This window comes from Rhodococcus daqingensis, assembly GCF_042665615.1.
GTDB lineage: Bacteria > Actinomycetota > Actinomycetes > Mycobacteriales > Mycobacteriaceae > Rhodococcus_G > Rhodococcus_G daqingensis.
This window is the reverse complement of sequence record NZ_JBHTCS010000006.1, coordinates 1-14,355: the sequence shown is the minus strand read 5'-3', so window position 1 is coordinate 14,355 and position 14,355 is coordinate 1. Positions and strand designations below refer to the sequence as shown.

The 14,355-nt window shown below is 72.1% G+C and carries 1 protein-coding gene; it reads left to right on the top strand.

The genetic code is table 11. The annotated features are described in order from the left end of the window. Positions 1 to 14,355 (top strand): amino acid adenylation domain-containing protein (locus tag ACFQS9_RS03675; protein WP_378401699.1); only part of this gene is annotated, 14,355 nt, incomplete at both ends.

Below are 14,355 nucleotides of genomic sequence, written 5' to 3'. Positions count from 1 at the left end.
GAGGTTGCCGGGCGCACGCTGCCCGACTACATGGTCCCGTCGGCGGTCGTGGTGCTCGACGAGATCCCGCTGACGCCCAGCGGCAAGCTGGACCGCAAGGCGTTGCCGGATCCCGATTTCGGCGGCTCCGAGGCGGACCACGTCGACCCGGCCGGCGCGACCGAGGAGGCCATCGCCGCCGTCTACGGCGAGCTGCTCGGGCTGGACCGGGTCTCGGCCGTGGACAGCTTCTTCACGCTCGGCGGCGACTCGCTGGTCGCCACCAAGGCCGTCGCGCGGGTCAACGCGGCCACCGGCGCCGCGCTGCGGCTGCGTGACCTGTACGAAGCGCCCACGGTCGCCGAGCTGGCCGCCCGGGTGGACGCCGCCAGCGCATCCGGCGCGCACCGTCCGGCGCTGGCGCCGCGGCCGCGGACCGGCCGGATCCCGCTCTCGTTGGCACAGCAGCGCATGTGGTTCCTCAACCAGTTCGACACCGAGTCGGCGGTCTACAACGTGCCGATGGCCATCCGGCTGTCCGGCCGGGTCGACCTCGACGCGATGCGCGCCGCGCTCGCCGACGTGCTGGGCCGGCACGAGTCGCTGCGCACGGTGTTCCCGGACAGCGTGGACGGTCCCCACCAGGTGATCGGGGATGTCGACGACGTCGACATCGAGGTGGACATCGTCGCGGTCACCGAGGCGGACCTGGCCGAGCAGATGCTCGCGTTCGCGTCTCGTGGCTTCGACGTCACCGCCGAGATCCCGTGGCGGGTCCGGATCTTCGAGCTCGGGACGGCCGAGCACGTGCTGTTGATCTCGACCCACCACATTTCGTCGGACGGTTCCTCGGTGGCGCCGCTCGCGCGAGACCTCGTCACCGCCTACGTCGCGCGCGCCGCCGGCACCGCGCCGCAGTGGGCACCGCTCGAGGTGCAGTACGCCGACTTCAGCCTCTGGCAGCGTGAGGTGCTCGGTGACGAGTCCGACCCGGACTCGGTGCTCGCCCAGCAGATCGGGTTCTGGCGCGACCGCCTTGCCGGCCTTCCGGAACTGCTCGAACTGCCCACCGACCGGGTGCGGCCCGCGTCGCCGTCCTACCGCGGCGAGTCCGTCGAGTTCACCGTCGGGGCCGAGCTGCATCGCGGCCTGCGAGAGCTGGCCCGCACGCACGACGCCAGCCTCTTCATGGTGGTGCACGCGGCGTTCGCGGTGCTGCTCGAGCGGCTCAGCGGCCAGCAGGACATCGCCATCGGCAGCCCCATCGCGGGTCGCGGCGAGCGGGCACTCGACGACCTCGTCGGCATGTTCGTCAACACCCTGGTGCTGCGCACCCGGATCGACCCCGAGCAGACGTTCGCCGATCTGCTCGCCGACGTCCGGTCGGACGACGTGGACGCCTTCGGGCACGCCGACATTCCGTTCGAGCGGCTCGTCGAGGCGCTCGAGGTGCCCCGGTCCACCGCCCACCAGCCGTTGTTCCAGGTGGCGCTGTCGATGGCCAACACCGAGCGGGCAACGCTCGAGCTGCCCGATCTCGAGGTCGGCGAGCTCGCCGCACCCCTCACGGTCGCCAAGTTCGACCTGCAGCTCAGCCTCGGGGAGGACCCCGGCACCGAGGGCGCGGCCGCCGGGATCACGGCGGTGCTCGACTACGCCACCGACCTGTTCGATCGCGACACCGCCCACTCGTTCACCGAGCGCCTGGTCCGGATCCTCGAGGCGGTGGTGGCCGAGCCGGCCACGCCCGTCGGCGATCTCGGGGTCCTCTCCGCGGCCGAACGCGACGAGCTGACCACCCCGGCACCGGTGGAGGTGGGCCCCGTCACCCTGGCCGAGCTGCTGACCACCGGAGTGCGGCTGCACCCCGACGACACCGCGCTGGTCCTCGGCGAGGTCGAGTGGTCCTACCGCGAGCTCGACGAGCGTGCCAACCGGCTCGCCCGCGAGCTGATCGCTCGTGGCGCGGCGCCCGACACCGTCGTCGCGTTCGCGCTGCGCCGATCGCTCGAATCGGTGCTCGCGATCTGGGCGATCGCCAAGTCCGGTGCCGCCTACATGCCGGTGGACCCGCGTTATCCGGTGGAGCGGATCGCGGAGATGTTCGGCGACGCCGATCCGATTGCCGTGCTCACGATCGGCGAGCACCTCGACCGGCTGCCGGAATCCGTTGCGGCCGTTGTGCTCGACGATCCCGAGACCGTCAGCGCGGTGGCCGCACGGCCCGGCGGCGCGGTGACCGAGAACGACCTGCTGGGCCCGGTACACGTCGACCAGATCGCGTACGTCATCTACACGTCGGGTTCGACCGGTAAGCCGAAGGGCGTGCTGGTGCCGCATCGCGGCCTGTCCACCCTCGCAACCGACATCACGCGGCTGTACGAGATGACCCGCGACTCGCGCCAGTTGCACGTGTGTGCGCCGAACTTCGACGCCTCCGTCGGCGAGCTGATCGCCGCATACAGCGTGGGCGCGACCCTCGTGGTCGCCCCGGCCGATGTGTTCGGTGGCGAGGAGCTCGCCGAACTGATCGGCATGCAGGGCGTCACCGGCATGGTGATCACCCCGAACGCGCTGGCCACGGTCGATCCGGCCGGGCTGGACTCGCTGCGGACGGTGATCGTCGGCGGCGACGTGTGTACCCCCGAGCTGGCCGCGCGATGGTCCCCGGGACGCACCTTCCGCAATGCCTACGGCCCCACCGAGGCCACCGTCATCGTCACCGCCACGGCCCCGCTGGTGGCCGGGGAGCCGGTGACCATCGGTGCGCCGATGGGCGGTGTGTCCGCGTTCGTGCTCGACTCGCGCATGCGGCCCGTGCCGCGCGGCGTGCTCGGTGAGCTCTATCTCGCCGGGCCCGACCTGGCCCGTGGCTACCACGACCGGTTCGCGATCACCGCGGATCGGTTCGTGGCGAACCCGTACGGCCCCGCGGGCAGCCGGATGTACCGCACGGGTGATGTGGTGCGCTGGGTCACTCGGGCGAGCGAAGCGACGGGGGATGTCACCGCCGAGCTGGAGTACGTCGGCCGCAGCGACTTCCAGGTGAAGGTCCGCGGCCTGCGCGTCGAGCTCGGCGAGATCGACAACGTGCTCGGTGCGCACGACAGCGTCGAGTTCGTGGCGACCGTGCCGCACGTGCTGCCGACCGGCACCACCGTGCTGGTCGCCTATGTGTTGCCCGAGGCCGGGCACGACCTCGATCCCGCCGCGCTGACCGCGTTCGCGTCCGAGCGGCTGCCGGCGCACATGGTCCCGGGCACCTTCGTCCGGTTGGACGCGATCCCGCTGACGTCCAACGGCAAGCTGGACCGAAAGGGCCTTCCCGAGCCGGTGTTCGAGCAGTCCGGTGAGTTCGTCGCCCCGCGCAACCCGATCGAGGAGGTCGTCGCCGGGATCTTCGCCGACGTGCTCGGTGTGGACCGGGTGTCGGTGGGTGAGGACTTCTTCGACATCGGTGGCAACTCGCTGGTCGCGACCCGGGTGATCGCCCGGGTGAACGCCGCGCTCGGCGTCCGGATGGGTGTGCGCGAGCTGTTCGACGCGCCCACCGTGGCGGCGCTCGCGGTGGTCGCGGCGTCGGTCGCGGGCCGCGACGGCGACCGGCCGGCGCTGGTGGCCCGGCCGCGTCCCGATCGTGTGCCGCTGTCCATGGCGCAGAAGCGGATCTGGTTCCTCAACCAGTTCGACACCTCCTCGGCCGCGTACAACATCCCGCTCGGGGTCCGGCTGACCGGCGACCTCGACGTCGCGGCCCTGCGCCACGCACTGGGCGACGTACTGGCCCGCCACGAGTCGTTGCGCACGGTGTACCCGTCCGACGGCGATACTCCCCATCAGGTCATCCGGTCGGTGGAGGACTCCGCGATCGGTCTCGAGCTGGTTCGGACGCCGGAACCGGAACTGATGGGGTCGGCGATCGAGTTCGCCCGCCGCGGCTTCGACGTCAGCGCCGAACTGCCGGTGCGCGCAACACTGTTCGAGGTTGCGGACCGCGACGCGCCGACGGTGCGCGACCACGTCCTGATGGTCGTGGTCCATCACATCAGCGCCGACGGATCGTCGATGGCGCCGCTGGCGCGCGATGTGATGCAGGCGTACGTGGCGCGTGCGCAGGGTGACGCGCCGCAGTGGGAGCCGCTCGCGGTGCAGTACGCGGACTTCGCGCTCTGGCAGCGGGAGGCCCTCGGCGCCGAGACCGACCCCGATTCGGCGATCTCGAAGCAGGTTGCCCACTGGCGCGAAACCCTCGACGGGTTGCCCGATCTGCTCGAGCTGCCTTCCGACCGGCCGCGCCCGGCGGTGCAGTCGCTCGCCGGCGAGCGCCACGAGTTCGCGGTGCCCGCGGAGCTGGCACAGCAGGTGGACCGGCTCGCCCGCGCGAGCGGCGCGACCCCGTTCATGGTGATGCAGGCCGCCTACGCGGTGCTGCTGGCACAACTGTCCGGGGCGGGTGACATCGCGATGGGTACGGCGGTGGCCGGTCGCGGTGAGGAGGCCCTCGACCCGATCGTGGGCATGTTCGTCAACACCCTGGTGCTGCGCACCCGGATCGAGCCGGGTGCGACGTTCGCGGGTGTGCTCGAGTCGGTTCGCGAGGGTGATCTGCAGGCGTTCTCGCACGCGGATCTGCCGTTCGAGCGGTTGGTGGAGATCCTGGATCCGCCGCGGTCCACCGCGTACTCGCCGCTGGTGCAGGTCTCGTTCGGGTTCGAGAACATGGACAGCCCGGTCTTCGAGCTGCCCGGGCTCACGGTCGCCGCGATGCCGGCCGACCTCGGGCAGGCGAAGAACGACCTGGAGCTGGCCTTCAGCCACCACGGCGAAGCCGAGCTGCGGGGAACGTTCGTGTACGCGACCGCGCTGTTCGACCGCGCCACGGTCGAGCAGATGGCGCGCCGGTACATCCGGATCCTGACCGCTGTCGTGGCCGACCCGAACCTGGTGGTCGGTGACCTGGATCTGCTCGACGCGGCCGAGCGCGAGCGGATGCTGGTGGAGTACAACCGGACGCAGGTGCCGGTGGAGCCGACCACGCTCGTCGAATTGCTCGACCGTTCGGTTGCGCGCACCCCCGAGTCCCCGGCGATGACCTTCGGGGACGTCACGCTGTCGTTCGCGGAGTTCGACTCGCGGGTCAATCGTCTTGCGCGGCATCTGATCTCGCTGGGCGTGGGTCCGGAGGACCGGGTGGTCCTGGCGGCGCGGCGGTCGCTGGAGATGCTGATCGGGATGTACGCGGTGGTGAAGGCCGGCGGTGCCTACGTGCCGGTGGATCCGGACCAGCCCGCCGAGCGGCTGCAGATGGTGCTGTCGATCGCGGAGCCCGCGTGTGTCCTCACCACTTCGTGGGACGAGGTGTCGCTGTCCGTCGACATGCCGGTGCTCGAGATCGACCGGATCGACCTCTCCGACCTCGACGCGTCGCCGGTGACCGACATGGATCGGGTGCGTCCACTGCGTCGTGGCAACCCCGCGTACGTGATCTTCACGTCGGGCTCGACCGGTGTGCCCAAGGGCGTGTCGGTCAGCCACGCGGCGATCGTCAACCAGCTGGCGTGGTACATCGCCGAGTACCAGCTCACCAGTACCGATACCGTTCTCCAGAAGACCACCATCGTCTTCGACCCGTCGGTATCGGAACTGCTGGCGCCGTACATCGTCGGTGCTCACCTGGTCATCCTGAGGCCGGACGGGCACCGTGACGTCGAGTACCTGATCGAGATGGTGCAGCGCTGGAACGCCAGCGTGATGGGGTTCGTTCCGTCAATGCTGGCGGCCATGCTGTCCGACGATTCCGTCCGGCTGCCGGCTTCATTGCGCGCACTCATGCTCGGGGGCGAGGCCTTGAGCCCCGACCTGGCGACCAGGACTCGCCAAGCGGCTGACCTCAGGCTCGGAAACGCCTACGGGCCCACCGAAGTCACCGTGAACTCGGTGCACCACTGGGTGGACGGCTCCGAGCGCACGACTGTCCCGATCGGCCTACCCGTCTGGAACACCCAGGCCTACGTGCTCGACGAGCGGCTGCACCCGGTCGCACCCGGAGTGAGGGGTGAGCTGTACCTGGCGGGCGATCAGGTCGCGCGTGGCTACCACGATCGCTCGGGTCTGACCGCGGAGCGGTTCGTGGCGAACGCCTTCGGTGCGGCCGGCTCGGTGATGTATCGCACCGGTGACCTCGCGCGTTGGGGCAGCGACGGGAGGCTGGAATACCTGGGCCGCACCGACTTCCAGGTGAAGATCCGCGGCCAGCGCATCGAGCTCGGCGAGATCGAGTCAGCGCTGCTCGCCCAGCCGGGCGTCGGCCAGGCCGTCGTTCTGGCCGCAGACACCGAACGCGGCCAGCGCCTCGTCGGCTACCTGGTCGCCGCGGCCGGCGCGGCCCTAGACATCGCCGCGGTCACCGCCGAGGTGGCCCGAGCGGTGCCCGCGTACATGGTTCCCGACGTCCTCGTCGTGCTCGACACGATGCCGGTGACCGGTAACGGCAAGCTCGACCGGCGGGCACTGCCCGCCCCCGACTTCGGGGGAGCCGAGGGCGCCTACGTGGCGCCGCGCACCCCGGCGGAGGACGCTCTCGCGGGGGTGTTCGCCGAGGTTCTCGGCGTGGACCGGGTGAGCGTGGAGGAGTCGTTCTTCGCGCTCGGCGGCGACAGCATCATGTCCATCCAGTTGGTGACCCGGGCCAAGGCGGCTGGGCTGTGGCTGACCGCGCGGCAGGTCTTCGAGCACCGCACCGTCGCCGCCCTGGCGACCGTCGCCGAGGACAACGGCGCCCGGACCCGGGTGCTCGAGGAGCTGCCCGGCGGCGGCGTCGGCCACCTGCCGGCAACGCCGATCATGCGGGCGGCCGCCGAGCGGGGTGGTCTGCTGCACCGGTTCTCGCAGTCGAGCTACGTGACCCTGCCGCCCGGAATCGACCGCGCCACCGTCGAATCGACGATCGACGCGGTTGTCGGCCACCATGACGCACTGCGCCTGCGGTGGCACCGCGACGGCACGTCGATCACGGTCGCCGAACCCGCCGCTGTTGCGGCGGCGGACATCCTGCGCCGCATCGAGTTCGACGCCCGACCGGGTAGCGCCGCGTTCGCCGCGCTGGTGCGCCGCGAGTTCGAGGCCGCAGCGGACCGGCTCGACCCGGTCGCGGGCGTTGTCGCCCAGTTCGTGTGGTTCGCCCCGGCGGACCCGGCGGCGAACGGCCGACTGCTCATGGTCGTGCACCACCTGGCCGTCGACGGCGTGTCGTGGCGGATCCTGTTGCCGGACTTCGCCTCCGCCTGGGGGCAGATCCACTCGGGTGCACAGCCCGAGCTCGCCCCCACCGGCACCTCGCTGCGCCGCTGGGCGCACGGCCTCGCCGAGGTCGCCGCCGGTCGGCGCGGGGAGCTCGCGCACTGGCGTGACGCGGTTGCGGGCGACGACCCGGTGCTCGGGTCCAGGACGGTCGACCCCGAGCTCGACGTCGTCGAGACCACCCGGACCGTCCGGGTCGAGGCGTCCGCCGAGACCACCGAGGCCCTGCTCACCGCGGTGCCGGAAACCTTCCGCGGCGCCGTCAACGACGGGCTGCTGGCCGCGTTGGCACTGGCGGTGGCGCGGTGGCGTGCCGACCGCGGTGTCCGGAGCTCGACCACCCTGGTCGGGCTCGAGGGCCACGGTCGCGAGGAGGAGACCGTGCCGGGTGCGGACCTGTCCCGCACGGTCGGCTGGTTCACCTCCCTGTTCCCGGTCCGCCTGGACGTGGCCGACATCGACGTCGTGGCCGCCTTCGAGGGTGGTGCCTCGACGGTCGCGCTGGTCAAGTCCGTCAAGGAACAGCTGCGCCGGGTGCCCGACAAGGGCATCGGCTACGGGCTGCTGCGCCACCTCGACCCGGAGGGATCCGCGGCCCTCGCGGACGGCAACGCCCCGCAGATCGGCTTCAACTACCTGGGCCGGGCGGGATCGGTCGAGATCACCGACGAGATGCGTGCGGTCGGCTGGGTGCCGGCGGGCGACGACGTGGAGCTCGGCTCCGCGCTCGACCCGCGGATGCCGGTGACCGCCCTCGACATCAACGCGGTCGTCCAGCATGTCGACGGCCGGGAACGGCTCACCGCCGCGTGGGCGTTCCCGACCGGGGTGCTGTCGGAGGCCGAGGTCGACGAGCTCGCGCGGCTGTGGGTGGCGGCGCTCGATGCCGTGGCCCGGGCCGTCGACGCGCCCGGCGCGGAGGGGCAGACGCCGTCGGATCTTCCGTTGGTGTCGCTCACCCAGGGGCAGATCGACGGTTACCGGGAGCGGTTCCCGGCGCTGCGCGACATCTGGTCGCTGTCACCGCTGCAGTACGGCATGTACTTCCACGCCAGCCTCGCCGAGGGTGTCGCGGTCGACGTGTACACCGCGCAGATGGTGATGGGGCTGTCCGGCGACGTCGACGCGGAGCGGATGCGTCGGGCGGGGCAGGCCCTGATCGACCGGCACGAGACCTTCCGCACGGCATTCGTCACCGATGACACCGGTGTCGCGGTGCAGGTGCTGCTCGACCGCGCCGAGCTGCCCTTCCGGGTGCTCGACCTGTCGCAGCTCGACCCGGCCGAGCAGAACGCCGAGCGGGCTCGGCTGGCCGCCGAGGATCAGGAGCGTGCGTTCGATCTGTCGGCGCCGCCGCTGATGCGCTTCCTGCTGCTGCGCCTGGCGCCGCAGCGCCACGAGCTGATCGTGCTGACCCACCACATGGTCACCGACGGCTGGTCGACCCCGCTGATCATCAAGGAACTGTTGTTCCTGTACCTGACCTCGGGGGATGCCGGCGCGTTGCCGCCCTCCCGCTCCTACCGGGACTACCTGGGCTGGCTCGGCGACCGGGAGCCGGCGGCCTCACGCCGGGTGTGGGCGGACACGCTCGCCGGCGTGGAGGGCGCGACCCTGCTCGTCTCCGGGGATCGGGGCCGCACCCAGACCTCGACCACCGGCCGTCACGAGCTGGACCTGTCCGCCGAGTCGACCACCCGGGCGACCGCGCTCGCGCGGGAGCTCGGGGTCACCCCGAACACCTTCGTGCAGGTCGCCTGGTCGATCGTGCTCGCGGGTCTCACCGGCCGCGAGGACGTCGTCTTCGGTGCCACCGTGTCGGGCCGTCCGCCGGAGATCGACGGCATCGAGTCGATGATCGGCCTGTTCATCAACACCCTGCCGGTGCGGGTGACGCTGCGGCCGGCCGAAACCGTGACCGGGCTGCTCGGTCGGATCCAGCGCGAGCAGACCGATCTGCTCGACCACCACCACGTGGGTCTGGCCGACATCCAGCGGCAGGCCGGGGACGCCGCGATGTTCGACACCCTGGTGGTGTTCGAGTCGTACCCCGTCGACATGGCGGGCGCGACGTCGGAGACCGACATCGCGGGCATGCGGGTCGCCGGTGTTTCCGGTGTCGATGCCGCGCACTATCCGGTGACGCTCACCGTCAGCCTCGGCGAGACACTGCAACTGAAGTTCATGCACGTCACCGAGCTGGTCGACGAGCGGCAGATCGCGGTGCTCGCCGACCGATTCGTCCGCGTGCTCGAGCAGTTGGTGGCCGACCCGTCGGCGACCGTGGCCGCGCTGGCGGTGACCTCCGCGCAGGAGCGGGCCGAGCTGGCCCCGGTGGCCGGCCTCCCGTCGGTCCCGCAGACGACCCTGCCCGAGCTGCTGACCGCCGCGTCCGCCAATCGGAGCCGGGTGGCACTGGTGCACGGCGGCGACGGCACCGAGCTGACCTACGGCGAGCTCGACGACCGGTCCAACGCGCTCGCGCGGTTGCTGATCGACCGCGGGGCAGGCCCGGAGACCTTCGTCGCGTACGCGCTGCCGCGATCGATCGCCGCGCAGGTGGTCGTGTGGGCGATCGCGAAGACCGGCGCGACCTTCGTGCCGCTCGACATCGCGTACCCGGCCGATCGCATCGAGCACATGGTCACCGACTCCGGCGCGCTGGTCGGGATCACCGACCGGGCGCACGTCGACGCCCTGCCCGGCGGGGTGGACTGGCTGCTGCTCGACGACCCGGCGTTCGGGGCCGAACTCGCGGGGTACCCGGCCGCGCCGGTCACCGACGCGGACCGGCGCGCCCCGCTGCGCACCGAGCACGGGGCGTACATGGTGTACACCTCCGGCTCCACCGGCAAGCCGAAGGGCGTGCTGGTCACGCACACCGGCCTGGCGGACTTCGCGCGCCAGCAGCGCGAGCACTACTCGATCACGGCCTCCTCGCGGACCCTGCACTTCGCGTCGCCGAGCTTCGACGGCGCGGTGCTCGAGCTGCTGCTCGCGGTCGGGGCGGGGGCGACCATGGTGATCGTGCCGACCGGCATCGTCGGCGGACAGGAGCTGGCCGACCAGCTGCGCCGGCACCGGGTGACGCACGGCTTCGTGACCACCGCGGCTCTGGGCACCGTCGACCCGACCGGCCTGGACGAGTTCACCAACGTCGCGGTCGGTGGCGAGGCGGTGTCCGCCGAGCTGATCGCCAAGTGGGCGCCGGGCCGCAACCTGTTCGACGTGTACGGCCCGACCGAGACGTCGATGGTCATCACCATGAGCCCGCCCACCGTTCCGGGGGAACGGATCACCATCGGCGGCCCGATCCGCGGCGCAGGGGCGCTCGTGCTGGATGCGGCCCTGCGACCCGTCCCGGTGGGGGTGCCCGGCGAGCTCTACCTGGCCGGGCCCGCACTGGCCCGTGGTTACCACAATCGCGTCGACCTGACCGCCGACCGATTCGTGGCCAACCCGCACGGAGAACCCGGGGCGCGCATGTACCGGACCGGCGACGTGGTCCGCTGGGTCGACGGGCACGGTCCCGCCTCCGGCAACGCCGGCGGATTCGAGATCGAGTACGTCGGGCGCAGCGACTTCCAGTTGAAGATCCGCGGCTTCCGCATCGAGCTCGGCGAGATCGACGGCGTGCTGTCCGCGCACCCCGCCGTCGACACGGCGGTGACCCTGGGCCGCACCGGCCCGTCCGGGGCGACGCTGCTCGTCGCGTACGTGGTTCCGGCCCCCGGTCGGAGCGTCGATGCCGCCGAACTGACCGCGCACGTCGGCCAGAGCCTGCCCACCCACATGGTCCCGGCCGCGGTGGTGGTGCTGGACGCGATCCCGCTGACCGTCAACGGCAAGGTCGACCGCCGGGCGCTGCCCGACCCGGACTTCGGGTCGGCCGCCGAGGATCACGTGGCGCCCACCACGGAGACCGAGCGGGTGCTCGCCGAGCTGTTCGCCGAGGTGCTCGGCGTCGAGCGCGTCGGTGTCACCGATTCGTTCTTCGAGCTGGGCGGCGACTCGATCGTCTCCATCCAGCTGGTGGCCCGCGCCAAGGCGGCCGGTCTGCGGCTGCGCACCCGCGATGTGTTCGAGCACCGGACGGTCGCGGCGCTGGCGCAGGTCGTCGCCCCGATCGGTGACGGTGCGGTGGAGACCCTCGCCGAGCTGCCGGGAGGCGGCGTCGGCGACATGCCGTTGACCCCGATCATGCGGTGGATGACCGAGCGTCCCGGCGGCCACGACCGGCTGCTGATGCCCGCCTACCTGGCCCTGCCCGCCGGCATCGACCGGGCCGGGCTCGTGGCCACCCTGTCGGCGGTCGTGCAGCGGCACGACATGCTGCGTGCGGCGATCCCGGCCGTCGACGGCGAACCGATCCTGCGGGTCGCCCCGGCGGTCGACGTCGACGGACAGCTCACCCGGGTCGAGTTCGGTCCGGACGCGCTGCCCGGCACCGCCGGGTTCGACGCCCTGGCCGGGCCTGCGCTGGAATCCGCGGCCGCCCAACTGAACCTGACCACGGGCGACGTCGCGCGGTACGTCTGGTTCGACCCGGCCCCCGGCACCGAGGCGGTCGGCCGCCTGCTGCTCGTCGTGCACCACCTGGTGGTCGACGGCGTGTCCTGGCGGCTGCTGGTCGGCGACCTGTTCGCCGCCTGGCAGGCGATCGCGGCCGGTGACATGCCCGAGCCGGCCCCGGTCGGCACCTCCATGCGGCGGTGGGCGCACGCCCTCGCCGAGGAGGCCGTCCGCCCGGCCCGCGAGGCCGAGCTGGACCACTGGACCGCCGTGGTCGAGGCCGAGGATCCGCTCCTGACCGAGCGGCCCCTCGACCCGAGCCGTGACCTGTTCGCCGACGTCGCGGAGGTGAGCGTCGAGCTCACCCCCGAGACCACCGACGCCCTGCTCACCGCGGTGCCCGCGGCGGTACGGGGCGGGGTCGACGACGGCCTGCTGACCGTGCTGGCCCTCGCCGTCGTGGCGTGGCGCGAGCGGCGCGGTGTGGCCGGCAGCTCGGCGCTGATCAAGCTCGAGGGTCACGGCCGCGAGGAGGACGTGGTCCCGGGTGCCGACCTGTCGCGCACCGTCGGCTGGTTCACCAGCATGTACCCCGTGCGGCTCGACCTCGACGGCATCGACGCGGAGGCGGCACTGGCCGGCGGCGCGGCCGTCGGGGACGCGCTCAAGTCGGTCAAGGAGCAGCTGCGGGCGGTACCGGACAAGGGCATCGGTTACGGCCTGCTCCGGTACCTGAACCCGCGCACGGCTCCGGCGCTGGCCGGGCACCCGTTGCCGCAGATCGGCTTCAACTACCTGGGCCGCATGGGTGGCGGCGAGGAGCAGGCGTCGGGGACCCCGGTCGGGTGGCTGCCCGCCCCGGCCGGCGAGCTGTCGGTCTCGGCGGCTCCCGATCGGGACCTGCCGGCCGCCGCGGCGATCGACATCAACGCCGAGGTCAGCGGCGACCGGCTGACGGCCCGCTTCGCCTTCCCGCAGGGGCTGCTCACGCGGGACGAGGTGGACGAGTTCGCGCAGCTGTGGGCGCGTGCGGCGCGGGCCGTGGTCGCCTGGGCGGTGCCCGCCGAGGGCCCGCGCCGGCAGGTGTTCACCCCGTCGGACCTGCCGCTGGTGCGGATCGGTCAGGCCGAGATCGACCGGCTCGAGCGCCGCTACCCGGCGCTCGAGGACGTGTGGTCGCTGACCCCGCTGCAGGAGGGCATGGTCTTCCACGCCACCCTGGCGGAGGGCTCGACCTCGCTCGACGTCTACACCTCGCAGGTGGTCGTCAACCTCGGCGGCGTCGTCGACGCGGACCGGATGCGGGTGGCCGCGCAGGCGCTGGTGGACCGGCACCCGAACCTGCGGGCCGGGTTCGTCCACGACGAGGACGGCAACCCGCTGCAGGTGGTCGTTGGCAGCGCGGAGGTCGCGTTCCGGTCGATCGACGCGACCGGACTGCCGGACGCCGAGGCCGCCGAGCGGCTGCGGCACGTCCGCGCGGACGACCGCAATGCGCGGTTCGATCTGGCGGCACCGCCACTGGTGCGGCTGTCGCTGGTGCAGACCGCCGCCGACCGGTACGACCTGGTGCTCACCACCCACCACCTGCTGGTGGACGGGTGGTCGATGCCGCTGATCTTCCGGGACCTGGTGGCGCTGTACGCAACCCGTGGCGACGCCTCGGCGTTCCCGCCCGCGCGTTCGTACCGCGAGTTCCTGGCGTGGCTCGGTGCCCAGGATGCGCAGGCCTCACTCGAGTCCTGGACGCGATCGCTGGCCGGTACCGAGGACCCGACGCTGCTGGCACCGGAGGACCGGGGTCGCGAGCAGTCGTCGATGCCCGAGGTGCTGACGCTCGACCTGGACGGCCGGCGCACCGGCGCACTCGAGTCCCTGGCACGGGAGCTGGGCGTCACCCTCAACACGGTGGTGCAGGCGGCGTGGGGTCTGGTGCTCTCGCGTCTGGTCGGTCGCGACGATGTCGTGTTCGGCGCGACGGTCTCGGGTCGCCCGGCCGCGTTGCCGGGCGTCGAGTCGATGGTCGGCATGTTCATCAACACACTGCCCGTCCGGGTGCGGCTCGACCGCGGCGAGACGCTGCGCGAGCTGCTGTCCCGGGTGCAGCTGGAGCAGTCCGAGCTGCTCGAGCACCATCACGTGGGCCTGCCGGCGATCCAGCAGCGCGCCGGTGCGGGCGCCGTGTTCGACACGATCACGGTGTTCGAGTCCTACCCGGTGGACGCGACCGCGGCCGGCGGCGACGGTGACATCGACGGCATGCGCCTGCTCGGGGTCGAGGGCGCGGACGCCAACACCTTCCCGCTGTCGCTGTACATCGAGCAGGGTGAGGGGCTGGCGATCCAGGCCAAGTACCTGCCGGACGTGTTCGGGCGGGAGCAGATGCGGTCGGTGATCGACCGCATCGATCGAGTGCTCGCGCGACTGGTGGACGCCCCGGAGAGCACGGTCGCCCAGTTGGAGGTCCTCTCCGGCGCCGAGTTGGCCCGGCTCGATGAGCTCAACGCGACCGAGCACGAGATCCCGTCGGCGACGTTGGCCGATCTGTTCGATGCGCAGGTGGCG